The sequence below is a fragment of the Methylobacterium sp. Leaf361 genome (assembly GCF_001424445.1).
GTDB lineage: Bacteria > Pseudomonadota > Alphaproteobacteria > Rhizobiales > Beijerinckiaceae > Methylobacterium.
On the sequence record NZ_LMPY01000001.1, the window covers coordinates 29880 to 55800 of the forward strand.

General features: G+C 70.2%; 23 protein-coding genes. 11 read left to right on the forward strand and 12 right to left on the reverse strand.

The window, feature by feature from the left end; all coding sequences use genetic code 11:
• Positions 1-5 precede the first annotated feature (5 nt).
• From ASG32_RS00180 to folK, 5 genes are all read left to right on the forward strand, one after another.
• A complete protein-coding gene (locus ASG32_RS00180) occupies positions 6-716 on the forward strand; it encodes a hypothetical protein (protein ID WP_244491749.1) in 711 nt (236 codons plus the stop codon).
• Complete coding sequence (locus ASG32_RS00185; protein WP_020091826.1) at positions 697-1059, forward strand: hypothetical protein; 363 nt, start codon at positions 697-699, stop codon at positions 1057-1059. Before ASG32_RS00180 ends, ASG32_RS00185 begins: the two co-directional genes overlap by 20 nt.
• A gap of 97 nt (positions 1060-1156) precedes the next feature.
• Complete coding sequence (gene folP / locus ASG32_RS00190) at positions 1157-1993, forward strand: dihydropteroate synthase (protein WP_056521186.1); 837 nt, start codon at positions 1157-1159, stop codon at positions 1991-1993.
• Positions 1994-1995: 2 nt separating this feature from the next.
• On the forward strand, positions 1996-2373 hold the full coding sequence (gene folB / locus ASG32_RS00195) for a dihydroneopterin aldolase (RefSeq protein ID WP_020091824.1): 378 nt from the start codon (positions 1996-1998) through the stop codon (positions 2371-2373).
• Positions 2370-2840, forward strand: coding sequence for a 2-amino-4-hydroxy-6-hydroxymethyldihydropteridine diphosphokinase (gene folK / locus ASG32_RS00200; protein WP_056521189.1), 471 nt, complete (start codon positions 2370-2372; stop codon positions 2838-2840). Before folB ends, folK begins: the two co-directional genes overlap by 4 nt.
• 27 nt (positions 2841-2867) lie before the next feature.
• On the opposite strand, the gene xoxJ is transcribed toward folK, so the two are convergent.
• The 6 genes from xoxJ to ASG32_RS00230 form a co-directional block, all read right to left on the reverse strand.
• Positions 2868-3713 carry a rare earth element methanol dehydrogenase accessory protein XoxJ gene (gene xoxJ / locus ASG32_RS00205; RefSeq protein WP_348271880.1) on the reverse strand — a complete coding sequence of 282 codons (846 nt, stop codon included), beginning with the start codon at positions 3711-3713 and terminating at the stop codon, positions 2868-2870.
• Positions 3713-4324: a c-type cytochrome, methanol metabolism-related gene (locus ASG32_RS00210; protein ID WP_020091821.1), complete on the reverse strand. Its 612-nt coding sequence runs from the start codon at positions 4322-4324 to the stop codon at positions 3713-3715. The genes xoxJ and ASG32_RS00210 overlap by 1 nt, the downstream gene beginning before the upstream one ends.
• A gap of 133 nt (positions 4325-4457) precedes the next feature.
• On the reverse strand, positions 4458-6263 hold the full coding sequence (gene xoxF1, locus ASG32_RS00215; RefSeq protein ID WP_026604740.1) for a lanthanide-dependent methanol dehydrogenase XoxF1: 1806 nt from the start codon (positions 6261-6263) through the stop codon (positions 4458-4460).
• 703 nt (positions 6264-6966) lie between these two features.
• Positions 6967-7254: a hypothetical protein gene (locus ASG32_RS00220; protein WP_020091819.1), complete on the reverse strand. Its 288-nt coding sequence runs from the start codon at positions 7252-7254 to the stop codon at positions 6967-6969.
• A gap of 110 nt (positions 7255-7364) precedes the next feature.
• Complete coding sequence (gene rnd, locus ASG32_RS00225; RefSeq protein WP_056522182.1) at positions 7365-8552, reverse strand: ribonuclease D; 1188 nt, start codon at positions 8550-8552, stop codon at positions 7365-7367.
• 93 nt (positions 8553-8645) lie between these two features.
• Positions 8646-9044 carry a hypothetical protein gene (locus ASG32_RS00230; protein WP_082557721.1) on the reverse strand — a complete coding sequence of 133 codons (399 nt, stop codon included), beginning with the start codon at positions 9042-9044 and terminating at the stop codon, positions 8646-8648.
• A 144-nt stretch (positions 9045-9188) separates the two neighbouring features.
• Between ASG32_RS00230 and aspS the strand changes: the two genes are divergently transcribed.
• Genes aspS through ASG32_RS00250 form a run of 4 tightly spaced genes read left to right on the forward strand, consistent with a single transcriptional unit; the run spans position 9189 to position 13328 of the window.
• A complete protein-coding gene (gene aspS / locus ASG32_RS00235; RefSeq protein ID WP_056521197.1) occupies positions 9189-11033 on the forward strand; it encodes an aspartate--tRNA ligase in 1845 nt (614 codons plus the stop codon).
• A 20-nt stretch (positions 11034-11053) separates the two neighbouring features.
• Entirely contained in the window at positions 11054-11926 is an 873-nt protein-coding gene (locus ASG32_RS00240; protein ID WP_056521200.1) for a glycosyltransferase family 2 protein, read from the forward strand.
• Positions 11923-12999 (forward strand): acyltransferase, encoded by a 1077-nt coding sequence (locus ASG32_RS00245; protein ID WP_056521203.1) that lies wholly within the window; start codon positions 11923-11925, stop codon positions 12997-12999. Before ASG32_RS00240 ends, ASG32_RS00245 begins: the two co-directional genes overlap by 4 nt.
• Positions 12996-13328 (forward strand): hypothetical protein, encoded by a 333-nt coding sequence (locus tag ASG32_RS00250; RefSeq protein ID WP_082557695.1) that lies wholly within the window; start codon positions 12996-12998, stop codon positions 13326-13328. The genes ASG32_RS00245 and ASG32_RS00250 overlap by 4 nt, the downstream gene beginning before the upstream one ends.
• Here the strand turns inward: ASG32_RS00250 and ASG32_RS00255 are convergent.
• On the reverse strand, positions 13298-13549 hold the full coding sequence (locus ASG32_RS00255; RefSeq protein ID WP_020091812.1) for a DUF3297 family protein: 252 nt from the start codon (positions 13547-13549) through the stop codon (positions 13298-13300). The genes ASG32_RS00250 and ASG32_RS00255 overlap by 31 nt on opposite strands.
• The gene (locus ASG32_RS00260) at positions 13546-14208 is read right to left on the reverse strand and encodes a CatB-related O-acetyltransferase (protein WP_199866061.1); all 663 of its coding nucleotides are present in this window, start codon (positions 14206-14208) and stop codon (positions 13546-13548) included. The genes ASG32_RS00255 and ASG32_RS00260 overlap by 4 nt, the downstream gene beginning before the upstream one ends.
• Before the next feature lie 66 nt (positions 14209-14274).
• On the opposite strand from ASG32_RS00260, the gene ASG32_RS00265 reads away from it, so the two are divergent.
• Positions 14275-16602 (forward strand): NADP-dependent malic enzyme, encoded by a 2328-nt coding sequence (locus ASG32_RS00265; RefSeq protein WP_020091810.1) that lies wholly within the window; start codon positions 14275-14277, stop codon positions 16600-16602.
• Between the two features lie 82 nt (positions 16603-16684).
• Positions 16685-18130, forward strand: coding sequence for an acetamidase/formamidase family protein (locus ASG32_RS00270; RefSeq protein WP_020091809.1), 1446 nt, complete (start codon positions 16685-16687; stop codon positions 18128-18130).
• A gap of 40 nt (positions 18131-18170) precedes the next feature.
• Here ASG32_RS00270 and ASG32_RS00275 read toward each other — a convergent pair whose 3' ends face one another.
• The 4 genes from ASG32_RS00275 to ASG32_RS00290 all read right to left on the reverse strand — a co-directional run bounded on the left by ASG32_RS00275 (position 18171) and on the right by ASG32_RS00290 (position 25920).
• The gene (locus ASG32_RS00275; RefSeq protein WP_056521205.1) at positions 18171-20687 is read right to left on the reverse strand and encodes a methyl-accepting chemotaxis protein; all 2517 of its coding nucleotides are present in this window, start codon (positions 20685-20687) and stop codon (positions 18171-18173) included.
• 401 nt (positions 20688-21088) lie between these two features.
• Complete coding sequence (gene ppx, locus ASG32_RS00280; RefSeq protein WP_056521209.1) at positions 21089-22642, reverse strand: exopolyphosphatase; 1554 nt, start codon at positions 22640-22642, stop codon at positions 21089-21091.
• A gap of 81 nt (positions 22643-22723) precedes the next feature.
• The gene (locus ASG32_RS00285; RefSeq protein ID WP_056521213.1) at positions 22724-25111 is read right to left on the reverse strand and encodes an RNA degradosome polyphosphate kinase; all 2388 of its coding nucleotides are present in this window, start codon (positions 25109-25111) and stop codon (positions 22724-22726) included.
• Between the two features lie 98 nt (positions 25112-25209).
• Positions 25210-25920 carry a DnaA/Hda family protein gene (locus tag ASG32_RS00290; protein WP_020091805.1) on the reverse strand — a complete coding sequence of 237 codons (711 nt, stop codon included), beginning with the start codon at positions 25918-25920 and terminating at the stop codon, positions 25210-25212.
• Between the last annotated feature and the right edge of the window lies 1 nt (position 25921).

The following is a 25921-nucleotide window of genomic DNA, read 5'->3' on the forward strand; positions in this document are numbered from 1 at the left end:
TTGTCGTGAGGGGTCTCGCCGCGACGTCGGTCGCGCTGGCTCTGGCCGCGCTGCCGGCCCTCGCCGAGGACGCGCCGAAGCCCGCCACCGTCACCCCGGCGAACGCCGCCGCCCCGCCCTCCGCGGCGGATCTGCTGTTCGACCAGCCGCACATGAAGAACACGGCCGCGGGCTCGACGCTGACCTACGATTACCTGCGCCGCTCGGGGATCTCGAAGGGGCCGTTCGGGGCGCCGCTCGAGGACACGATCCAGCTGAAGGTGACGCCCGGGAAGACCGCCGAGGGCCGCGACATCAGCGTCGTGATGTTCTCCGGGCTGAACCGGATGCCGGCCGGCCCGTTCGAGGACATGGCAGGCAACCCGGTCGTCTCGCTCTTCCTCGAGAACCATCTCCGGGCCGTCGCGAAGGTGCTGGAGGCGAACCCGCGCTACCTCAAGCTCGCGATCCGCAAGGGCCTGCGCGAGAAGGCGACGGTGACGCCGACCAAGGTGGACATCGGCGGCCGCGAGGTCGACGGCTGGCGCGTGGTCACGAAGCCGTTCGCGGGCGACTCGATGGCGCAGCGCATGCGCGGCATGGACGACATGACCTATACTTTCGTGACCGCGCCCTCGGTCCCGGGCGAGATCGTCTCGATCGAGGCGTCGTCGAAGAGCCCCGACGGCGGCGAACTGCTTGAGGAGAAGCTGAGCTATGATCAGAAGGCTGGCTGAACGGAGCGCGCTGGCCGCCCTCGCCCTGACGCTGTCGGGCCTGGCCGGCTGGGCCGCCGAGGAGAACGACTACCCGACCGACGCGCGGGTCGACTACGTGTTCGGCTGCATGGCCGCCAACGGCCAGACCCGCGAGAGCCTGCAGAAATGCTCGTGCTCGCTGGACCAGCTCGCCGCGATCCTCCCCTACGACAAGTACGTTCAGGCGAGCACGGTGCTCTCGATGCGGCAGGGCATCGGCAACCGGGCGAACGAGTTCAAGTCGACCAAGATCTTCGACGACAAGGTCGCGGAGCTGCGCCGCGCCCAGGCCGAGGCCGAGATCCGCTGCTACCACGGCTGACGCGCAGGTCTGGGCCGCACGGTGAGGCCGGCGTTGCGCCGGCCTCCCGATTCGCGCACACCGGCTCCCGAACCGCGCTCGTGAACGGGACCCGCCTGTGACCCCCTCTTCCCGCCTGTCCGACCTGCTGCCGGCGCTCGGCGGCCGCACGCTGGTCATGGGCATCCTCAACGTCACGCCCGATTCCTTCTCCGACGGCGGGCTGTTCGCCGGGGAGGCCGAGGCCGTGGCCCAGGCCGAGCGGCTGGTCGCCGAGGGGGCGGCGATCCTCGACGTCGGCGGGGAATCGACGCGGCCCGGCCACGTTCCGGTCCCCGCCGAGGAGGAGCAGGCGCGCGTCGTGCCGGTCATCCGGGCCGTGGCGCCGCGGCTGCCGGTGCCGATCTCGATCGACACCTACAAGGCCTCGACGGCGCGCGCCGCGCTCGAGGCCGGCGCGCGGATCGTGAACGACGTCTGGGGCCTCCAGCGCGAGCCCGACATCGCAAACGTCGCGGCCGCCCACGGCGCGCCGGTCATCATCATGCACAACCGCGAGACGATCGAGCCGGAGCTCGACATCGTCGCCGACATGCTGGCCTTCTTCGAGCGGTCCCTCGCGATCGCCCACCGGGCGGGCCTCGCGGATTCCGAGATCGTGCTCGACCCGGGTGTCGGGTTCGGCAAGACCTGGAACCAGCATCTCGAGGCGCTGCGGCGGCTGCCCGAGATCCGCACCCTCGGCTTTCCGGTCCTCGTCGGCGTCTCGCGCAAGTCGCTCCTCGGACGCCTGCACGACCGCGAGACCCGTCCGGCGGACCGCCTGCACGGGTCCCTCGCCGCCCACGCCGTCGCGGCGACCCTCGGGGCCGATATCGTGCGCGTGCACGACGTGGCCGCGCATATCGACGCGATGCGCGTCGTCGACGCCGTGATGCGGCCGGAGGCGCGCTGAGCATGGCGGGCGACCTGATCCGCGTCACCCGGATCGCCGTGTTCGGCCGGCACGGCGTGCTGGCCGAGGAGGCGGTGCTCGGTCAGCGCTTCTACATCTCCCTGGAAGCGGAACTCGATCTCGGCCCGGCGGGCCGCTCCGACGACGTGGCCGGCACGGTGAGCTACGCGGATCTCACGGCGGTGGCGGTCGCGATCGCCACCGAGCGCCGGTTCAACCTGATCGAGGCCCTGGCCGAGACGGTCGCCGCGGAGATCCTCGCGCGCTTCGCGCAGGTCGACGCCATCACCGTGCAGGTCGACAAGCCGAGCGCGCCCGTCCCCGCCATCCTGGACAGCGTCGGCGTCGCGATCACGCGCCGCCGCGGAGCCGGTCGATGAGGGCGTATCTCGGCATCGGCAGCAATGTCGGCGACATGGCCGCGATGCTCGACCGCGCGGTCACCGGTCTCGCCGCGATCCCGGGCATCGACGTCGTGGCGCGCTCGGCCGACTACCGGACCCCGCCCTGGGGCAAGACCGATCAGCCGTGGTTCCTGAATGGGGCCGTGGCCGTCGAGACCGACCTCGATCCGCACGGGCTGCTCGACGCCTGCCTGCGGGTGGAGCACGACCTCGGCCGGATCCGCGAGGAGCGCTGGGGGCCCCGTGTGATCGACATCGACGTCCTGGCCTACGAGGGCGCCAACATCGACGACGCGCGCCTCGTCTTGCCGCACCGCTACGTGCGCGAGCGGGCCTTCGTGCTCGTCCCGCTGGCCGAGATCGCGCCCGACCTCGTCATCGGCGGCGAGCGCGTGGTGGACGCCCTGGCGAAGCTCGACTCGACCGGTATCGCGCGCGCCTGATGGCGGCGCGCGCCGCGGCGCTGCGCGTCAGCGCTCGCCGGGGACGACGAGCTTGTTCTCTTCCTCGTCGAGGAGCGGCACGTCGTAGTCGCGCAGGACCTTGTCGATGTCGGCCTTGCGCTTGCGCAGGATGGTGTTCAGCGAGCGCTTCCAGTCGTTCTCGCCGATCCGGACACCCATGGCGATCCGGTACGCCATCGGCGGACGCTCCGGCTCCTTCAGCAGTGGCACGACGCTCATGGGCGTGCCGGACTGCTTGGCGAGCCAGCCCGCCGCCGGGCCCCAGAGGACGGCCGCGTCGATCTCCTTCGCGGCCAGGGCCGCGACGATCTCGGCAGCGACCGTCTGGTGCTTGCGGGACGGGTCGAGCTGGTAGGGCGCGTAGGCCTTCATGGCCGAGACGAGGCCCAGTTCGCCCATCCGGTTGACCGGCGGCGTCCCGGCGATCACGCCGATGCTCTTGCCCTTCAGCCGCGGGTCGTCGAGGGCCGTCACACCGTCGAGTTCGCCCGCGCGGGTGACCAGCGTGTAGGCCGATCGATAATAGGGATTGGTGGTCTGGACGAGGTCGCTTCCGAAGGCCTGGCCCATGATGACGTCGCAGAGGCCGGTTCCGAGCGTGTTGCGCACGAAGCCCGGACCCTGCGTCAGCCAGTAGTAGCGGACCTTGATCTTCAACTCGTCGGCGATGATCGCCGCGATCTTGTTCTCGAAGCCGTCCTCCTTGCGTTCGGAGAACGGCATGTTGCCCGGATCACCGCAGACGCGCAGCACGTCGGTGGTGACGGTATCCGGCAGATGCTGGGCGAGCGCGCCCTGCGCCCCGAAGACGGTCAGGGCGCAGAGAACGGCGATCCGGGCAGGAGACGACATCAGCCGCCCATGCATTCCTTCTCCGCCTTCTTGGCGGTCTCGGGCTTGCCCTCGTGCTCGGAGGGACGGATACGCCCGATCGCGCCGGAGGCGCGCGCCTTGAGGTAGACGTAGAGGTCGTCCGAGTAGCACATGACGTTCTTGTTGTCGCCGAAGGCCGGCATGACCTTCTGCTCGGCGGCGTTCACTTCCTGCTTGCCGCCCGCCAGGATGCCGATGAACTCCTCGTAGGAGAGGTGCTTCAGCGAGTCCTTGAGGGCCGGCGCGTAGGTCGAGCCCATGCCGTCCGGGCCGTGGCAGACGTGGCACTCGGCGTGATAGCGGCGGTAGCCCGAGTAGGTGTACCAGTCGAGCATCTTGCCGTCCTGGGTCACGTGGAACGTCGGGTGGCCCTCGGCGTCGAAGTACTTGCCGTCGTCGACCTTCACGGCCGCGTCCTTCTTCAGGAGCTTGTCATCCTGCTCGGCGGTCTTGTCGTTCGCGTTCAGCGAATTCGCCAGCTTGGGGTCGGCGGGCTTGGCATCCTCAGCATGTACGGCAACCGTCGAGACGGTCGCTAGGGCGAGGGCGGCGATAACCGGCCGCGTTACGATCTTGCTGAGGTTGAGCAACGCATGTGTCTCCCTTGATCGAGGCTCTTGGTCTCCCTCCGAGACGCAGCCTCTTGCGAGAAAGTCTAATCACAAGGATGCCGGCGCGGGAACCCGCGCCGGCACCATTTTTCACTTCAAACCCTGCGGCCGATTAGTTCGGCAGGGCGAAGACCGTCAGCTGACCGCCGAGGTTGGTGTACTGCGACAGAGCCGCGTAGCCACCCACCGCGCCGAGGCCGGCGTTCGGGTCGGTCAGGCCGGCCGCGAGGCCGATGCCGGCCCAGCCGCCGACGCCCGAGAGGACGCCCACGTACTGCTTGCCCTTGTGCTGGTAGGTCATCACGTTGCCGATGATGCCCGACGGGGTCTTGAACTTGAACAGCTCCTTGCCGGTCTTGTCGTCGACCGCCTTCAGGTAGCCCTCAAGCGTGCCGTAGAACACGACGTCGCCAGCGGTGGCCAGAGCACCGGACCACACCGAGAACTGCTCGGGGTTCGTCCACTTGATCTTGCCGTTGACGCCGTCCCACGCGATGAAGTTGCCCATGCCGCCGTGCGAGTTCGGGGCCGGGTACATCGAGAGGGTCGCACCGACGTAGGGCTGGCCCGGGGTGTAGGTCACCCGGAACGGCTCGTAGTCCATGCAGACGTGGTTGGTGGGCACGTAGAACAGGTTGGTCTTCGGCGAGAAGGCCGCAGGCTGCTGATCCTTGGTGCCCAGCGCCGCCGGGCAGATGCCCTTGGAGTTGGTGTCCTCACCGTTCTGCTCGGTCGAGTACTTCGACACGACCAGCGGCCGGCCGTAGTTCTTCGAGCCCTTGTCCATGTCGACCTTGGTCGCCCAGTTGACGGCCGGGTCGAACTTCTCGGCGACGAGGAGGGTGCCGTCCGCGCGGTTCAGCGTGTAGCCGAAGCCGTTACGGTCGAAGTGGGTCAGGAGCGGCTGCTCCTTGCCGTCGATCTTCTGATCCGTGAGGATCATTTCGTTGATGCCGTCGTAGTCCCACTCGTCGTGGGGGGTCATCTGGTAGACCCACTTGGCCATGCCGGTGTCCGGGTTACGCGCCCAGATGGTCATGGACCACTTGTTGTCGCCCGGACGCTGCTTGGGGTTCCAGGTCGAGGGGTTGCCCGAGCCGTAGTACATCAGGTCGAGCTTGGGGTCGTACGAGAACCAGCCCCAGGTGCAGCCGCCGCCGGTCTTCCACTGATCGCCTTCCCAGGTCTTCAGCGAGGAGTCCTTGCCGATCGGCTTGCCGAGCGAGGTGGTCTTCTCCGGGTCGACGATCAGCTGATCGTCCGGGCCCTCGGAGTAGCCGCGCCACACCTTCTTGCCGGTCTTCAGGTCGTAGGCGGTGACGTGGCACTGCACGCCGAACTCGCCGCCCGAGATGCCGACGATGACCTTGTCCTTGACCGGCAGAACCGTCGCGGTGTTGGTCTCGCCCTTCTTCGGGTCGCCGTTCACGACCGACCAGTTGACCTTGCCGGTCTTGGCGTCGAGCGACACGAGGGTGGTGTCGGCCTGGTGCAGGAGGATGGCGCCGTCGGCGTAGGCCAGACCACGGTTGACCGTGTCACAGCACATGACCGGGATCACGGACGGATCCTGCTTCGGCTCGTACTTCCAGACGATCTTCGCGTCGTGGTCGAGGTCGAGGGCGTACACGATGTTCGGGAACGGCGTGTGCACGTACATCATGTTGCCGACGACGAGCGGCGAGCCCTCGTGGCCGCGCAGCACGCCGGTCGAGAACGTCCAGGCGACCTGCAGGTCCTTGACGTTCTTGGCGTTGATCTGGTCGAGCTTCGAGTAGCGCGTATTCGCGTAGTCTACCGTCTGAAGAACCTGTTCCGCCGGGTTGGCGATGCCCTTCATGACGCTTTCATTGGCCAGCGCCGGCGCGGCGACGGCCGCGACACCTGCGCCGAGCGCAAGGAGATGTACCGCTCTCATGGGTTCCTCCGACAAGTCTTGAGAGTTCTCACGGCGCGCGAAGAGAGTGGCGTCGCTCGGACTCCGACCTGACTGTTTGCGACAGGGATGGACGCCTCGGTAGCGGGCATAGTGGACTTCGAGGAGATCTACTGATCCCCTAGCCAGGAGCCGCCATCCCTGAGGCGTCTCCCTCGAAACCGAGGCTTGCCCGGACCTTAAGAGATTTTTGAGCGCCGTCAACTCGCTGTTCGACGCCTGTGGGCACACGGTGAAAGCTTCTTTTCGGGTGACACAGGCACGATGGATGTTATGCGTTTGCGAAAAGAAATGTTGCGACGCACAAGAGATGCTGCCTGCTCTGGCCTCGGTCTCACGGGGTTGTGTCCGTGTCCCATGCAGACCTTGCAAACAGGCGAGCTTTGCTGCGCTTAAGCATGCGTCCCCCGCGCGGTGGGCGGGATTTAGGCGCGCCCGGGCGCGCGGCCGTTGCAGGTCCGCGGACTGCACTGCAAGACGCTTCGGTGGCTATGGGTTGCCGAATTTTCCCGAATGCCCGCTGTGCGCCCAGTCGCCGCATCCCGTTTTTCCGCGGATCCCCGCCTGATCGGTGGGGTTCGCGCGCGACAAATTGCCGAATCATCCCGTTTTTGAGAATCGGTTTGGGTCGCGCACGCGGACCACTGGGTCGGTCGCGGAATCTGCGGGACGGCTCTGGCCGGCGTCAGACCGCGCCGACCGGCCCGGTGCTCTCGAACTCGGCCGTGTCGCCGATCAGGTCGGTCACGGAGATGTTGAGGCGACGGCCGTTGGACAGGCGGAGCTGGGCGTCGGGCTCGAGCCAGACCGGTCGCAGGCCCGCATAGCTGCCGTACAGATTGCCGTAGGCGACGACACCGCCTTCGCGCCTCTCGACCACGACCCGGTAGCGGACGCGGACGGCCTCACACCCTTCGGCCGACACGAGACCGCGCCCGGTCAGCGTCTTGAGGATCTCGTTCGGCTCGAACATACGCGGGACGCAGGGGCGGGATTAAGCGGCAACCTAATTGCCATTTAATCCCGGACCCGCGGCGAGTCACGCCCGCCAGTGCGGATTGTGCGGTCAGTGCCGCCGCGGCGTCATCGGTCCGGGTCGGCGCCGCCGCCGACAGGTTCGGCTTCCAGGGGACGGACCACGATGCGACCGGACTCGACCGAGAGGGCCAGCCGTCCCTGCTTCAGCGCCAGCGCCTTCTCGCCGAACAGCGTCCGGCGCCAGCCCTGCAGCGCCGGGACCTCGGCGTCGTCGTCGTCGGCGACCGCTTCCAGATCGTCGACCGTGGCGATGATCTTCGGCGCCACGCCCTCGGCCTCGCAGACCGCCTTCAGCAGGACCTTCAGGAGCTCGACGATCGCGCCGTTGCCGCCGCTCCGCCGCACGCGCTCGGGCATCCGGACGGCGCTCGTGTCGCGGGCGAGACCGCGCTCCACGGCGGCGACGATGTCGGCCCCGGTCCGGGAGCGCTCGAAGCCCGCGGGGATCGTCCGCAGCCGCCCGAGCGCCTCCGCGCTCCGCGGCGCCGCCGAGGCGATATCGATGACCGCCTCGTCCTTCAGGACGCGCCCGCGCGGCACGTTGCGCGTCTGCGCCTCGCTCTCGCGCCAGGCCGCGACCTCCATCAGCACGGCGATCTCCCGCGGCTTGCGCATGCGGCCGGAGAGGCGGCGCCACGCCTGCGCGGGATCGGCGCGGTAGGTCTCGGGAGACGTCAGCACCGCCATCTCCTCGTCGAGCCACGCGCCGCGGTCGGTCCGCAGCAGCTCGGCGACGAGGACTTCGTAGATCTTCACCAAGTGGGTGACGTCGGATAGCGCGTAGGTCAGCTGCGCCTCCGAGAGCGGGCGCCGCGACCAGTCGGTGAAGCGGGAGGACTTGTCGATCTTGGCCTTCGCGACGTCGTTGACGAGCTGCTCGTACGAGACGGAATCGCCGTAGCCGCAGACCATGGCGGCGACCTGCGTGTCGAAGAACGGGTGCGGCAGGATCCCGCCGATCAGCCAGATGATCTCCAGGTCCTGGCGGGCGGAGTGGAACACCTTGACGGTGCCCTCGTCGGCCATGAGGGCGATGAACGGCCCGAGGTCGATCCCCGGCGCCAGCGGATCCACCAGGACGCCGGTCCCGTCCGGTGCCGCCATCTGGATCAGGCACAGTTTCGGATAATACGTCGTCTCGCGCATGAACTCCGTGTCGACGGTCACGAAGGGCTGCTCGGCGAGACGTGTGCAGATCTGGCGCAGCGCGTCAGTGGTGGTGATCAGGTCCATGAACCGGCTATACGCAACCGCGGCGGACATGGGGAGACGCGGCTTCGCAGGTCCCCATCTTTCACGCGTTCACGCGCGGCCCGGCGACCGCGATCACGCCACGGCCGCGACCGCCGCCTTCCGGCGCGCCCGCGCCTGCCGGCGAATCCGCAGCGCGTCGGCCCGACGCTGCGCCTCGGCGCGCGCGAGCAGGCGGTCGAGGATGCCGGTCTCGATCCGCTCGCCGGTGGCCCCGTCGACGAGGCGGCGGATCCGGTCGACCCGGAACCCGCGATAGCCGCCGCGCCGGGTATCGATGCCGCCGAGCAGCGTCCGCCCCGGCCCGAGCCTGAGCTCGCGGGCGTCGAGGGAGCGGTTGCTCCAGGCCCCGGCCGCGTCCTCGTAGACGAGGTCGAAACGGCCCTCGAGGGGCAGCGTCCGCCACCCGGCCGCGGCGCGTTCGGGCGCCGCCTTCGCGGGGCGCTCCAGATCGAAAAAGAGGTTGTCGTTCATGGAGATGATATGGGGATTCGGGGTCTTCTGCGGTAGGCCGGCGGGCAAGTCGCGCCCGGCTTTCGGCGCCGTTCTGCGCGCCTCGCGCTTGACTTGGGGGGCCTCGCGTGAATGGTGCCGGCCTTCCCACAGAAGAAGCCCGTCATGCACCGTTACCGTTCCCACACCTGCGGGGCGCTCCGCCCGTCCGATGTCGGGCAGAGTGTTCGCCTCTCCGGCTGGTGCCACCGCATCCGCGACCACGGGGGCGTGCTGTTCGTCGATCTGCGGGACCATTACGGCCTGACCCAGTGCGTGATCGATTCCGACTCCCCGGCCTTCAAGGCCGCCGAGGCCGTGCGCTCGGAATGGGTCGTGCGGATCGACGGGCGCGTGCGCACGCGCCCGGCCGGCACCGAGAATGCCGAGCTGCCGACCGGCGCGGTCGAGGTCTACATCGACGACCTCGAGGTGCTGGGGCCGGCGGGCGAGCTGCCGCTGCCGGTTTTCGGCGACCTTGAGTACCCGGAGGAGACGCGGCTCCGGTACCGCTTCCTCGACCTGCGCCGGGAGAAGCTCCACGCCAACATCATGAAGCGCGGCGCGATCATCGACTCGCTCCGCCGCCGGATGCGGGACGGCGGCTTCTTCGAGTTCCAGACCCCGATCCTGACAGCCTCGTCGCCCGAGGGCGCCCGCGACTACCTCGTGCCGTCGCGGGTCCATCCCGGCAAGTTCTACGCGCTCCCGCAGGCGCCGCAGCAGTTCAAGCAGCTGACGATGATCGCGGGCTTCGACCGCTACTTCCAGATCGCGCCGTGCTTCCGCGACGAGGACGCCCGCGCCGACCGCTCGCCGGGCGAGTTCTACCAGCTCGACATCGAGATGAGCTTCGTCACCCAGGAGGACGTGTTCCAGGCGGTGGAGCCGGTGCTGCGCGGCGTGTTCGAGGAGTTCGCCGAGGGCAAGCGCGTCACCAAGGAATTCCCGCGGATCACCTACGCGGACTCGATGCTGAAATACGGCGTCGACAAGCCGGACCTGCGCAACCCGCTGATCATCGCCGACGTCTCCGACCTGTTCGCCCGCGAGGACGTGGCGTTCAAGGCGTTCAAGGGTGTGGTCGCCTCGGGCGGCGTCGTCCGGGCGATCCCGGCGACCGGCGCGGCGAGCCAGCCGCGCTCGTTCTTCGACAAGCTCAACGACTGGGCCCGCTCCGAGGGCGCGCCCGGCCTCGGCTACGTCGTGTTCGAGGAGGAGAACGGCGCGCTCACCGGCAAGGGGCCGATCGCCAAGTTCATCCCTTCCGAGGTTCAGGCCCTGATCGCCGAGCGCTCCGGCGCGAAGGCGGGCGACGCCGTGTTCTTCTCCGCCGGTCCGGAGGCCAAGGCGGCCGGGCTCGCCGGCAAGGCGCGCGTCCGGATCGGCGACGAGCTGGGCCTCTGCGACAAGGACCAGTACGCGTTCTGCTGGATCACCGACTTCCCGATGTACGAGTGGAGCGAGGAGGAGAAGCGGATCGACTTCTCCCACAACCCGTTCTCGATGCCGAACATCGACCGCGAGGAATTCCTCGCGCTCGATCTGGACGCCCTCGTGAGCGAGGACGAGAACGGCGCGAACACCAAGCGGATCCTCGGGATCAAGGCGTTCCAGTACGACATCGTCTGCAACGGCGTGGAGCTGTCCTCGGGCGCGATCCGCAACCACCGTCCGGACGTGATGGAGAAGGCCTTCGCCATCGCGGGCTACGGGCACGAGGTGCTGGAGCAGAAGTTCGGCGGCATGCTCAACGCCCTGCGCATGGGCGCCCCGCCGCACGGCGGCATCGCGCCGGGCGTGGACCGCATCGTCATGCTCCTGTGCAACGAGCCGAACATCCGCGAGGTCGTGCTGTTCCCGATGAACCAGCGCGCCGAGGACCTGATGATGGGCGCGCCCTCCGAGGCGACCCCCAAGCAGCTGCGCGAGCTGCACATTCGCCTCAACCTGCCCGAGAAGAAGGCCTGAGGCGCCCATAGTCCCCCGCGGTGGCGAGCCTCGTCGCGATCGTCGTCGCCCACGACAGCGCCGACGTGCTGCCGGCCTGTCTCGCGGCGCTCGCCGGCGAGCATGTGCCGGCGATCGTCGTGGACAATGCCAGCCGGGACGCCTCCGCGTCGGTCGCGGAGGCGGCCGGCGCGCAGGTGATCCGCAACGCCCGCAACGAGGGCTACGGCCGCGCCAACAACCGGGGCGTCCGCGCGGCCGAGACGGCGGAGCACGTCCTCGTCGTCAACCCGGACGTCGTGCTGCGGCCGGGCACCGTGGACGCCCTGCTGGACGCGGCCCGCACCTGGCCGGATGCCGGGCTTATCGCCCCGCGCCTCGTCGAACCCGACGGGCGCTTCTTCTTCCAGGCGCGGTCCCTGCTCGCGCCCTACCTGACCAATCCCGCGGGCCGGCTCGCGCTGCCGCAGGGCGATGCCTGCGCGCCGTTCCTCTCCGGGGCCTGCCTGATGATGCCGCGCGCCCTGTTCCTCGATCTCGGCGGCTTCGACGAGAACATCTTCCTGTTCTACGAGGACGATGACCTGTGCCGGCGCGTGGCCGACAGCGGCCGCGCCCTGATCCACGTCCACCGCGCCGAGGCGCTGCACGGTCGCGGCCGATCGTCGGCGCCGGAGCCGGGACGCGTGTTCCGCGCGCGCTGGCATCAGGCGTGGTCGCGCGCCTATGTCAGCCGGAAGTACGGCCTCCCGGACCCGAGCCTCGCCGTCCTGGGCGCCAACCTGCCGAAGGTGCTGCTGTCGGGTCTGGTCCTCCGGCGGGCCGGGCTCGAGCGTTACGGCGGCTCGGCCGCGGGCGCCCTCGCCTTCCTGCGCGGCCGGACCGCGCTGGCCCGCGAGGGTCTGACCGGATGAGCGCGCCGACGATCGCGACCGCGCTGGCGCGCGGGCGCAACGGCTTCACCGGCCTGCGGCTGATGCTGGCTCTGGCCGTCGTGGTGTCCCACGCGTTCAGCGTCGCGACCGGCGCGGCGGGCGACGAGCCCCTCGCCCGGCTGACCGGCTACACGCTGGGCGAACACGCGGTGAACGGCTTCTTCGCGGTGTCGGGCTTCCTGGTCACCATGAGCTGCGACCGCCGCGGCCTCCGGGACTACGCCCTCGCCCGGACCCTGCGGATCTTCCCGGGACTCGTGGCGGCGACGCTCGTCGTCGCGCTCGGGCTCGGCGCGGCCCTGACCCGCCTGCCCGTCACCGAGTACTGGCGCGATCCCGCCCTGTGGTCGTTCATCCGCGGGACGCTGACGACCTTCAAGAGCAACGCCGCCCTCCCCGGCGTCTTCGAAGCGAATCCCTACCGGGCGCCCCTCGGCACGGTCTGGACGCTCAAGTACGAGGTGCTGTGCTACCTCGGCGTCCTCGTCGCCGCCCTGTGCGGCCTGCTCCGGCGCCGGTGGTCGGCGCCCCTGATCGTGGCCGGCCTGGCGCTCGCCCTGACGATCGCCTGCGGTCTCCGCGGTCCGGACCTGCCCAAGGGCACCGAGACGGCGCTGCGCCTGCCGCTGATCTTCGCGGCCGGGGCGTGTCTTTACCTGTGGCGCGACCGCCTGCGTGTCTCGGCGGCGGCCCTCGCCTGCCTGGTCTTCGGCGCCTTCGTCCTCGCGCGGACGCCGGCCTACCCGGCCCTGCTGTTCCTCGCCGAGGCCTACGGCGTGGTCTGGCTCGCCCTCGGCCCCCTCGCGCGCGGCCTGTTCGACCCTGCGGCCGACCTCTCCTACGGGATCTATCTCTACGGCTGGCCGGTCCAGCAGACCCTGCACGCCCTGTGGCCGGCCGCCTCCGGGCCCGCGCTGCTGGTGCCGGCCCTCGCCCTCACGCTGCCGGTCGCGGCGCTGTCCTGGTACGGGGTCGAGCGGCCGGCCCTGTCGCTGAAGGCGCGCGCGCTCGGGCGGCGCCGCCTCGGCACGATCGAGCCGGCCGGGCCGTGACCGCCGACGGGCCTCTCCCGCCGCTGAAGACGCTCGCTTGCGCGGCTCGGATGCTGGAGGCGGACGGCTTCGCGATCGTCGCCCGGAACGAGCGCGGCGACAGCCTCTACCTGCGGCGACCGGACTGCGCTTGGCACCTGCGCGTCTCGAACCACCGGCGCACCGCCAAGCAGCGCGCCCGGCGCTCCGATATCCTCGCGAGCCTCGTCATCGACGGGCCGCGCTCCTCGGATCAGATCGGGAACCTCGTCCGCGAGGCCGTCCGGAACTTCGAGGCCGCCCTGGCGCGGGTGGCGGATCAGGCGTCCGCGGCGGGGTCGCGGAAGTAGGGCTCCACGGTACCCTTCAGCTTCACGGTCATCGGGTTGCCGGCCCGGTCGAGGGCCTTGCCGGCCGAGAGGCGGACCCAGCCCTCGCTCACGCAGTACTCCTCGACGTTCGTCTTCTCGACGCCCTTGAACCGGACACCGACCCCGCGCTCCAGCACCTTCTCGTCATAGAACGGGCTGTTCGGGTTGGAAGCGAGGCGGTCGGGGGGCGTGTCGGTCATCGTCCGGATCTCGGATGGTCTTCGTGGAGGGCTCCGCCGGTACGGGAATCCGCGCCCGCGCGCAACGCCGCGAGCAGGTCGGCGATCCGCCCGCTCTGGAGCAGCGGCACCAGCCGCGTCACCGCGTCGTGCGGGAGGTCCCACCACGCCGCCTCCACGAGCGCCTCCACGGTCGCCGCGTCGAAGCGGTGGCGCACGACCTTGGCCGGGTTGCCCGCCACCACGGCGTAGGCCGGCACGTCGCGGGTCACCACGGCGCGGGCCGCCACCACGGCCCCGTGCCCGACGGTCACCCCCGAGAGGATCATGCAGCCCGATCCGAGCCAGACATCGTGCCCGATCACCACGTCGCCCCGGGAGGCGTGGAAATCCTCCGGCGCCGCGGCGTCCGGGAACAGCCCGCGCATCGCCGCGAACGGATAAGTCGACGCCCAGTCGAGGCGGTGATCGCCGCCGAGCAGGATCTCGACCTTGTCAGCGATGGAACAATAGCGGCCGATCGTCAGCCGCCGCCCGCTCTCCGGGAAGCGGACTTTTGGACGCCCGTACGAATAAGCGCCTATGGAGAACCCGTGGGTCCTCGCCAGCTCGGCGAGGTGGATCCGGGTCTCGTTGTGCGGGTTGCGCCCCCTGCGCAGCCGGTGCAACAGACCGGTCATGACGCGAGCCCGCGCGATGCGCGACCGCGTCGTCCTCGGTGAAAAAGGTGAGCGGGAGCGTGGGCGATGGCCGATAACATGTCCGAGGACCTCAAGGCCGGGGCGCTCGTCTACCACCGCCTGCCCAAGCCCGGGAAGCTGGAGATCCAGGCGACCAAGCCGCTCGGCAACCAGCGCGACCTCGCCCTGGCCTACTCGCCCGGCGTCGCCGCGGCCTGCATGGCGATCCACGACGACCCGCAGCAGGCCGCCGAACTCACGGTGCGCCAGAATCTCGTGGCGGTGCTGTCCAACGGTACGGCCGTGCTCGGCCTCGGCGATATCGGCCCGCTCGCCTCGAAGCCCGTGATGGAGGGCAAGGCCGTCCTGTTCAAGAAGTTCGCCGGCATCGACGTCTTCGACATCGAGGTCGACCAGAAGGACGTGTCGAAGCTCGTCGACGTCGTCTGCGCCCTCGAGCCGACCTTCGGCGGCATCAACCTCGAGGACATCAAGGCGCCCGAGTGCTTCGAGGTCGAGGAGCAGTGCCGGGCCCGGATGAACATCCCGGTCTTCCACGACGACCAGCACGGCACCGCGATCATCGTGGCCGCCGCCGTCCTCAACGGCCTGGAACTCGCCGGCAAGAACCTGTCCGACGTCCGGATCGTCACGTCCGGCGCCGGCGCGGCGGCTCTGGCCTGCCTCAACCTCCTCGTGTCGCTCGGAGCGACCCGCGAGAACATCACGGTCACCGACATCAAGGGCGTCGTCTACAAGGGCCGCGCCGAGCTGATGGACCGGTGGAAGGACGTCTACGCCCAGGAGACCGACAAGCGGACGCTCGCCGAGGTGATCCCGGGGGCGGACGTGTTCATCGGCCTGTCGGCCGGCGGCGTGCTCAAGCCCGAGTACCTGAAGGAGATGGCCGAGAAGCCGCTGATCATGGCGCTCGCCAACCCCTACCCGGAGATCATGCCGGATCTGGCCGAGAAGGAGCGGCCGGACGCCATGATCTGCACCGGCCGGTCGGACTTCCCGAACCAGGTCAACAACGTCCTGTGCTTCCCCTACATCTTCCGCGGGGCGCTTGATGTCGGCGCCCACAAGATCAACGAGGAGATGAAGAAGGCCGCCGTCAAGGCGATCGCGGGCCTGGCCCACGAGACCACCTCGGACGTGGTCGCCCGCGCCTACGGCGGCGAGGCCCGGCCGTTCGGACCGAAATCCCTGATCCCGAGCCCGTTCGACCCGCGCCTGATCCTGCGCATCGCCCCGGCGGTGGCCAAGGCCGCGATGGATTCCGGCGTCGCCGGCCGGCCGCTCCCGGACCTCGACGCCTATGTCGAGAGCCTCGACCGGTTCGTGCACCGGTCCGGCCTGATCATGAAGCCGCTGTTCTCGAAGGCGAAGGCCGAGCCCAAGCGCGTGATCTACGCCGAGGGCGAGGACGAGCGCGTGCTCCGCGCCGTCCAGGCGATCGTCGAGGACAAGGTCGCCCTGCCGATCCTGGTCGGCCGGCCGCGGGTGGTCGAGACCCGCCTGAAGCGCTTCGGCCTGTCGATGGTGCACGGCCGCGACTTCGAGCTGATCGATCCCGAGGACGATCCCCGCTACCGCGCCTACGTCCAGACCTACCTGGAAGTCGCCGGTCGCCGCGGCATCACGCCGGACGCGGCCCGGACGCTGGTCCGCACCAACAACACGGTGATCGGCGCCATCGCGGTCCGCCGCGGCGAGGCCGACGCGCTGATCTGCGGCCTGGAGGGCCGGTTCGAGACGCGCCTGCGCATCATCCGCGACGTGATCGGGCTCGCGCCGGGCGTGGAGCAGTGCGCCGCGATGAGCCTCGTGGTGACGCATAACGGCGCCTACTTCCTGGCCGACACCCATGTCCGCCAGAACCCCACCGCTGAGGAGATCGCCGACGTGGCGCAGGCCTGCGCCAGCCACGTCAGCCGGTTCGGGATGACGCCGAAGATCGCGCTCCTCAGCCACTCGGATTTCGGCCAGTCGGATTCGCCCTCCGCGATGAAGATGCGCGACGCCCTCGCGCTCCTGCACACGCGGAATCCCGAGCTGCAGGTCGACGGCGAGATGCAAGCCGATTCCGCCCTCAACGAGATGGTGCGCGAGCGCGTCCTGCCGGGCTCGCGCCTCAAGGGCGCGGCCAACGTCCTGATCTTCCCGAACCTCGACGCCGCCAACATCGCCTTCCAGTTCGCGAAGGTGCTGGCGGACGCGCTGCCGGTCGGCCCGCTCCTGATCGGCCCGGCCAAGCCCGCCCACATCCTGACGCCGTCGGTGACGGCGCGCGGCATCGTCAACGTCACGGCCGCCGCCGTGGTCGAGGCCCAGGCGGACGAGGCCGTCGCGCGCGCCGAGGAGGGCGGCGTCGGCATGCTCTCGGAGTGAGGGGCGCCCGTCGGCGGCCGCCAGCGTGGCCGTCGATTTGCTTGCCCGCCCCGGGACCACGAAACCACCGGGAGACGACGCGATGTGCGCGGGCGACGATCCAACCTGCCACGCCTTCGAGGAGCACCGCCGCCGGTTCCGGCGGGATCTCGAGCCTGAGCGGCGCGCCTTCCTGAAGAGCGGCTTCGCGGCGACCGGCGCCGCGGCCGCGGCCCTCGCGGCCGGCGGTCCGTCGCTCGTGAGCCCGGCCCTGGCCCAGGCGAGCGGCGCCAAGATCGCCGCCACGGCGCATTACCACCTGCCGGCGAATGCCGAGACGGTCCACTGGGGCTTCTTCAGCCGCAGCCTCAAGCCCAAGGTCGAGATCGGCTCGGGCGACTTCGTCACGATCGAGACGCTCACCCACCAGGCGAGCGACGATGCCGAGCGCATGATCCAGGGCGATCCGGGCGCCGAGAGCGTCTATCTCTGGACCAAGGACAAGATGGGCGTCTCGCCCCGCGGAGCCGGCGCCATGGACGCCAAGGTCGGCCCCGGCGGTGGCCTCGGCGTGCACATCTGCACCGGCCCGGTGGCGATCCGCGGCGCCGAGCCCGGCGACGTCCTGGAGGTGCGCATCCTCGACGTCGCCCCCCGCCCCTGCGCCAATCCCAGGTACAAGGGACTGGCCTTCGGCAGCAACGCGGCGGCGTGGTGGGGCTACCACTACAACGACCTGATCACCGGCGATAAACCCCGGGAGGTCGTGACCATCTACGAGGTCGACGCCACCGGCGAGCGCGACTGGGCCCGGGCGGTCTACAGCTTCCGCTGGCCGGGCGTGACCGACCCGTTCGGCGTCTCCCACCCGACCATCGACTATCCCGGCCTGCCGGTGGACCACACGAAGACCCAGAAGACCTTCGAGGTCCTGAAGGGTATCCGCGTGCCGATCCGGCCGCATTTCGGCACGATGGGCGTGGCGCCCGCCGAGGCCGACCGGGTGAACACGATCCCGCCGAGCTACACCGGCGGCAACATCGACAACTGGCGGATCGGCAAGGGCGCGACCCTCTACTACCCGGTGGCGGTGCCGGGCGCCCTGTTCTCCGTGGGCGATCCCCACGCCAGCCAGGGCGATTCCGAACTGTGCGGCACCGCGATCGAGTGCTCGCTCACCGGCACCTTCCAGTTCATCCTGCACAAGAAGGCGGACCTGCCCGGCACGCCGCTGGAGGCGCTCGACTTCCCGATGATCGAGACCCGGGACGACTGGGTTCTGTCCGGCTTCAGCTACCCGAACTACCTGCGGGATCTCGGTCCGGACGCGCAGAGCGCGATCTTCCAGAAATCCTCGATCGACCTCGCCATGCGCGACGCCTTCCGGAAGATGCGCCAGTTCCTGATGCACGCGAAGGGCCTCACGGAGGACGAGGCGATCTCGCTGATGTCGGTGGCGGTCGATTTCGGGATCACGCAGGTCGTGGACGGCAACTGGGGCGTCCACGCCGTTGTCAAGAAGGCGATCTTCTCCGATCGCGTCGCCTGACGCCTGACGCCTGACGCCTGACGCCTGACGCCTGACCCGGTCACGCGGCCTTCGCGGCTCCGGTCATCGTCATGAGGCCGGCGATGACCCGGTAGGTCTCGGTCCAAGCTTCCCGCGCCTCCGGCGTGAAGTCCGGGCCGAGCCCCTGCTCCAGGGTCCAGAGCAGTGCCGCCCCGACCGCCTCGAAATGCGCGCGCAGCGCGCCGTAGCCGACGTGCCGGTCCCCGAGATCGCGCACGGCGGCGACCAGGGCCTCCGGCTTGTCGAGGTTGGCCACCGCCAGTGCCAGCATCGCGACGAGTTTGCGCTTCTGCGCGGTCATGTCGTCCGGGAAGAGCGACCGGACCTGCGGCGCGATGTCGAACAGGCGCCCGTAGAACTGCTCTGCCGCGGTGTCGCCGAGCGCCTGCACCGTCGCGAAGCTGCGCTGCACGATCGCGACCTGGGCGGCGGAGACCGCGTAGGACACGCGAACGCTCGCCAGGAACCGTTCGACCTCGGCGGTCAGACGGTCCGACTGGTCCGACAGGGCGGAGGCCGCCGCGAGAACCTGGCTCGCGGCCAGGCCGGTGCCCTCCGCCGCCTGCGCGACGCCGGTCATGGTCGTGGTGACCTCGCCTGTGCCGGTGGCCGCCTGCCCGACGTTGCGGACGATCTCCTGGGTCGCCGCACCCTGTTCCTCGACGGCCGCCGCGATCGTGGTCGCCGCCCCGTTGATCTCGCGGATCCGTGCGGTGATCGCCGCGATGGCCTCCACCGCCTGCCCGGTGGACGCCTGCACCTGCGCGATCTGACCGGAGATCTCGTCGGTGGCCTTGGCGGTCTGCGCGGCGAGGGCCTTCACCTCGGAAGCCACCACCGCGAAGCCGCGGCCGGCTGCGCCCGCGCGGGCCGCCTCGATGGTGGCGTTGAGCGCCAGCAAGTTGGTCTGCTCGGCGATCGACGAGATCAGCCCCACGACGGCACCGATCTGGTCCACGGCGCTGCTCAGGTCCTGGACGCGCGCGGCGGTCCGGTCGGCCTCGGCCGCGGCCCTCTGCGCGAGATCCGCCGACCCGTCGGCCTGCCGCCCGATCTCCTGGACGGAGGTGCCGAGCTCCTCCGCGGCCGCCGCCACGGTGTTGACGTTGCTCGAGGCCCGCTCGGCGGCGGCCGCGACCGCCGTCGACTGCCCGGCCGTCTGGGTGGCCGTCGCGGTCATCGTCTGCGCCGTGACCTGCAGGGCGTTGGCCGAGGACGCGACCGAGCCGATCATGCCTCCGACGGCCTCCTCGAACCGTTGTGCCATCTGGCGCAGGCTGTCCCGGCGCTGGTCGTCGGCGTCCAGCCGCGCCCGCTCGGCCCCGGCCTCGAGGTCGCGCGTGCGGATCAGATTGTCCCGGAAGGCCTGCACGGCCACCATGATCGGCGCGAACTCGTTCCGGTACGCTCGCACCGGGACGGCGACGGCGGTGTCGCCCCCCGTCAGCGCGCGCATCGCGGTGGCGATGATCCGGAGGGGGCGCAGCACGCCCCCGAACAGAGCCATGAGGCCCAGCCCGACGAGCAGCAGGACGGCCAGCAGCGCCGCGGCACTGTGCAGGAGAACGCGGTCCGCCTCCGCGGCGAGGCTCTCGGCCCGCGCCACCATCTCGGCGAGGGCGGCATTGGCGAGATCGACGATCGTCATCTGCTCGACGCTGTTTCGCTTACGGAGGTCCTGGAACGTGATGGGGGACGCGCGATGCTGGCTCAGGGCGTCGAAGATCGCGCGCGCCGCCTCCGCCGCCTCGCCTTCGAAATTGCTGCGCTTGGCCTTCTCGAACGCGGACCGCACGGCGTCCGAGCTCTGGGCGGCGGCCTCGCTGGTGCTCGACCACGCCGACTGGACCCGCGCCCGCTCCTCTGCCGCCGCCACGGTCTCGGGCAGCGACCACGACGTTCCCGCCGCCAGCGAGGTCTGCACGCGCAGGGCGACGTTCCCGATCGCGACACGGGTCGCCCAGGCGGACCGCTTGAGGACGAGGTAGTGCTGCAGGACGGCGTCGGAGCGCGGAATAGCCGAATCCACGGCGTCCGTGGTCGCCGTCAGCGCGTCGAGAAGTTCCTGAAAGACCGTCAGCACGGCGGGCAGCAGCGCCGGGTCCCGCTTCGGCTTCGGTACGCGCAGGGCTTCATCGATCCGGGGGCGGAGCAGGTTCACGGCGTCCTGCGCCGCGTTGAGCCTCGCCATCGTCGCCGTCACGGAGGGCAGATCCCGGTCCCGCAGCAGGTCCTGAACGCTCGCGAAGCCCGCGACCATCGCGTCCCGGTTCGTCGCGTAGGCCTTCAGGCTCTCCGGGTCGGCGGACGCATCCCCGCCCAGGGCGAGCGCTGCCCCCCGCTCGAGGCGTGTCGGCAGGATCGTCCCGAGCAGCTGGCGACTCGCGCGGGTCAGCGTGACCGCGTCCCGGGCCTGTCGCGCCTGAAGACGCGCGTCGAACAGAGCATTCCCCGCGTAAGCCAGTAACATCATCGCCATGGCGAGTATCGTCGTGCACATGACGACTCGAATCGAGACGTAGCCAAGCCATCTCATCGCGTGAACATTCCGATGTGCGAGTGGGATCTGCGTGTTGCTCGCATCATAGGGCGAACGGCGCGCGCGTTCACGCTGCCGCTCGGCAGTGTTCGACAGTCTATCGCGCCGACATATTTTGCGGGCGGCGCGCTTTATTCCGGATTCAGAGAAGAATCGACATCAACCAATAAAAAAGTTGGCTTCGTGAATTAAGCCGACGTTACCGCGGCGATCTCGGTCGGCAGGCGCACGCTCACCGTTCCGGCGGCGTGCGGTGAGCGCCGGTGCGACGGTCACGAGGCCGCCCTCGGCCTCGGCCCGCGTGAGCTCTCCCGCGCGACGGGCCCGGGCCATCGTGCGAGACCGGACCGCGGCGACGAGCGAGGACCTGGCCGGGTTCGGCGCCCGCGCCGCGCGGATCAGGGCGCGTCGTCCGCGAGCTCGACCCGCCCGTCCAGGCCGATGATGCGCCCGAGGCCGCGGACGCGGTTCAGCAGGCGGTCCCCGTTCAGGGCCTCCCAGTCCCGCGGCAAGCGCAGCACCACCCGGCCCTCCTCGACGGTGAGCGGCGCCCGTCCGAGGGCGCCGTCCATGCCGGCCGAGATCGGGAAGGCGATCCGGAGCAGGGCGCCCAGGAGGCGGGCGCGCTCGAACAGGCGCGGGCCGGCCACGCTCCGGAGCATCGGGTTCGCCTTCTCGGGGGCCAGGCCGGTGTGCCTCAGGGACACCGCCAGGGCGAGATAGGCCCGGCCCGGATGATCCACGCCGACGAACGCGGCATTCTGGATCACCGCGATGCTCTGCTCACCGCGGTAATCCGGATGCGCCCGCCAGCCGACGTCGGACAGCAGGCAGCCGGCGTGCCGCAGACGGCGCTCGTCGGTGGTCTCGTGGCCGTCCAGGGTCGCGACGAACTGGTCCGTCCAGGTGATCAACTCCTCGCCGTGGCGGGGCGAGCGCGCGCGCAGAACGTTGAATTCCGACGCCGAGGCCAGCAGCGGATCGATCAGACGGGTGTCGCGGTCGAGCTGCTCGAACAGCAGGCCCTCGCGCACGCCCGATGCCGAGATCGCCACCTCGCGGGGGCGCCCGACCCGGATGATCTCCTCGAGGACGACGGCGCCGTAGGCGAGGAGCGGGCGCCGCGCCTCGGAGATCGCGTCGACGTCCTGCAGCAGCGCCACGTCGGTCTGCTCGACGACCTGCAGGAAGCTGAGTTCGTCGGTGGGCTCCACCGTGTAGCCGTGCATCACGTGGACGGGGTAGCCGCGGGCCGCCTGATGGAGCCGCGCGATGGCCCGCCACGTGCCGCCGACCGCGTAGAAGGTCCGCCCGCGCAGGGTCTCGAGCTGCGGGGCGGCCTTGCGCATGTACTCGCGGACGATCTTGGCGGCCTTCTTGACCGAGCCGCCGGACAGGTCCTGCAGGGCGAGGCCGCCGAGGGGCATGGTCACCCCTTGTCCGACGACCGCCCCGCGGACGTCCACGAGTTCGAGCGAGCCGCCGCCCATGTCGCCCACGACGCCGTTCGGCGCGTGGAATCCCGAGACCACGCCGAGGGCCGACAGCTCGGCCTCGCGCCGCCCGGAGAGGAGCTGGATCTCCTGGCCACAGGCCGCCTCGGCGGCGCGGAGAAAGTCGGGCCCGTTCTCGGCGTCCCGCGCCGCCGCCGTGGCGAGGACGTAGACCTGCCTGACGCGCATCGTCTGGCACAGCACCCGGAACCGCGCCAGGGCGGCGAGTGCGCGCGTCACCGCCTCCTCGTTCAGGCGGCCGGTCGTCAGGACGTTGCGGCCGAGGCCGCAGAGCACCTTCTCATTGTAGAGCGGCGTCGGCGCCCGGGTCAGTCCGTCGTACGCGACGAGGCGGACCGAGTTGGAGCCGATGTCGATGATCGCCACAGGATGGCGCGCGGTGCTGTCGATCGCCTCCGCGTCGTGCGCGAGAGTGAGGTTGGCAAGAGGGCTGCCCAAACGTCCGAGTCCTTCATCAGCCCGGCGCGCCGCCGGCGCGCCGTGCGGGAGGTTTAGCCCAGCGACGCCGCGCAGCGAAACTCAGCTGCGTTGGGCGCGGCGGCTCAGCGCCCGCGGGCTCGACTTCTTCGAGGCCTTGCCGCGCCCAGAGAGGCTGGGATTGGTCATGAAATACTTGTGGGCGTTGAACGGCTCCTCGCCCTCGGCGGGCTGGATCCGCTCGCAGCCGCCCGAGGCGAGGAGCCGCCAGCTTTGGCGGTTGTCGAGCAGGTTGGCCAGCATGATCTGGTCGAGCACCTGCTGATGCACCGTCGGGTTGGTGATCGGCAGCAGCGCCTCGACGCGGCGGTCGAGGTTCCGGCTCATCAGGTCGGCGGAGGAGATGTAGACCGTCGCCTTGGGGTGCGGCAGCCCGACGCCGTTGCCGAAGGCGTAGATTCGCCCGTGCTCCAGGAAGCGCCCGACGATCGACTTCACCCGGATCGTCTCCGACAGCCCGGGGATGCCCGGGCGCAGGCAGCAGATGCCGCGGACCACGCAGTCGATCTGAACCCCGGCCGCCGAGGCGTCGTAGAGCGCGTCGATGATCTGGCTGTCGACCAGGGAGTTGCACTTGATCCAGATCGCGGCCGGACGCCCGGCCTTCGCGTGGGCGACCTCCGCCTCGATGTGCTCGAGGAGCTTGTTCTTGGCGGTCAGCGGCGAGACCGCCATGCGCTCCAGCTCGGCGGGCTCGGCGTAGCCGGTGATAAAGTTGAAGATCCGCGACACGTCCCGCGCGATCGCGGGATCGGCCGTGAAGAACGACAGGTCCGTATAGATGCGCGCGGTGATCGGGTGGTAGTTGCCGGTGCCGACGTGGCAGTAGGTGACGAGCTTGTCGCCTTCCCGCCGGACCACCAGCGACAGCTTGGCGTGGGTCTTCAACTCGACGAAGCCGAACACGACCTGCGCGCCCGCCTTCTCGAGGTTGCGCGCCCAGCGGATATTGGCCTCCTCGTCGAAGCGCGCCTTCAGCTCCACCAGGGCGGTGACGGACTTGCCGAGTTCCGCGGCCTCGGCGAGGGCCGCCACGATCGGCGAGTTGGACGAGGTTCGGTAGAGAGTCTGCTTGATCGCGACCACGTTCGGGTCACGGGCGGCCTGCGCGAGGAACTGCACCACCGAATCGAAGGATTCGTAGGGGTGGTGGACGATGAAGTCCTTCTGCCGGATCGCCGCGAACACGTCGCCGCCGCTCTCGCGGATGCGCTCCGGGAAGCGGGGATTGTAGGGCTTGAACTTCAAGTCGGGCCTGTCGATGCCGACGACCTGGGACAGCTCGTTCAGGGCCAGCATGCCCTCCACGAGGAAGATCGCGTCCGCGGCGATCTCCAGTTCGTCCGCGACGAAGCTGCGCAGATCCTCCGACATGCCCGCCTCGACCTCGAGACGGATCACGACGCCGCGCCGCCGCTGCTTCAGCGCTGTCTCGAAATGCAGGACGAGGTCCTCCGCCTCCTCCTCGATCTCCAGGTCGGAATCGCGGACCACGCGGAACGCGCCGCTGCCCTTGACGAGGTAGCCCGGGAAGAGCCGCCCGGTGAACATCCCGATCACCTGCTCGATGGTGATCAGACGGGCGGAAGTCTCGCTGTCGCTCACCGGCAGGCGCACGAAGCGGTCGATGACGCCCGGCAGCCGGATCAGGGCGCGCAGCAGCCGGCCGTCCTTCGGCCGCACCAGCATCAGCGCGATGGTGGTACCGAGATTCGGGATGAACGGGAACGGGTGGGCCGGATCGATCGCCAGCGGCGTCAGGACCGGGAAGACGTGGTTGAGGAAGTACTCCTCCAGCCACGCCGCCTGCTCGGCCGTGAGGGCCGCGGGCTCGACGATGTCGATGTCGCTCGTGTGCAGCTCCGTGCGCAGTTCCCGCCAGCGGGCCTGCTGGTCGGCGGCGAGGCGCGACACCTCGGCGCCGATCCGGACGAGTTGCTCGGACGGCGACAGGCCGTCCTGCGACGGGACCGTGATCCCCGCCCGCACCTGATCGATGAGGCCGGCGACCCGGACCATGAAGAATTCGTCGAGGTTGTTGGCCGAGATCGACAGGAAGCGGAGGCGCTCCAAGAGCGGGTGGTTGGGGTTCGACGCCTCTTCCAGCACCCGCCGGTTGAACTGCAGCCAGGACAGCTCGCGGTTCACGAACCGCTCCGGTGAGTGGCGCAGGGTTCGCCCGGCTTCCACCACCGGCTCGCGGGCCGCGCCGACCGGCGGCTCCGCGGGAGTCGCGGCCGCCGCGGCCGGCCACTCGTCGTTGGCGTCCGGAATGGCTTCCGCCGGAGCCGCCGCCCCCGCGACCGGATCGGCCTGCAGGCGCTTGGGCGCGACCGCCCGCCGCGTCGCCGGATTGGCCGTCGCGCGCCGACGGGGCTCGGGCGCCTCATCGGCGGCGTCGCGGTCCACGGGCTTCTGCGTCGATTCCATCCCGGATCCCTGTCTCTGCTCCTCGCGGCGGCGGAGCGTGTATCACCCTAGACCGGCGGCCTTCACGACAGTTTCGTGACGGCCACTGCATTCCTCCTTCAGGCGTTCGGGTCCGGCTCGTCCTCCAGCCCCATGCGGCGCAGGACGGCCAGCGCGAGCGGCCGGCTGATGCGGCGGCCGCGCCCGAGGGCGTCGCGGTCGAGCTCGGCGACGACGTCGCGGGCGCGGCCCAGCGACCGGTCGATCCGCAGGGCCAGCGCCTCGATGACGCCGAGATCGACCACCAGCTGCCGGTCCACGAACAGCTTGACCAGGACGGCACGCAGGAGCGCGTCGTCCGGCGCCTCGATGGCGATGCGCGGCGCGAGGCGAAGCCGCGAGCGCAGATCCGGCGTCGTGAGGCCGAGGGCGTCGATACCCGTGGCGCTGGTCAGCAGAACCGGGCAGCCTCGCTCGCGGGCGCGGTTGAGCAGGTGGAACAGCGCCGCCTCGTCGCGCCGCTCCGCCCGGTCGATGTCCTCCACGACCAGCGCCCCGTTGGAGACGAGGTGCTGGACCGCGTCGGCACCCAGCTCGGCGGCCGGGAGGGTCCAGGCGTGGGCCCGCTCGGCCCAGATCGCCGCGAGGTGGCTCTTGCCGCTGCCGGAGGGGCCGGTGAGGACCAAGACGCTGTCGGGCCAGTCCGGCCACGCCTCGATCAGCGCGTAGGCGGCCTCGTTGGCCGGTCCGACGAGGAAATCCTCGCGCCCGTAGCGGGGGTCGAGCGGCAGGTCGAAGGCCAGCTGCCGGGGTGGGGCGTTCTCGCGCATA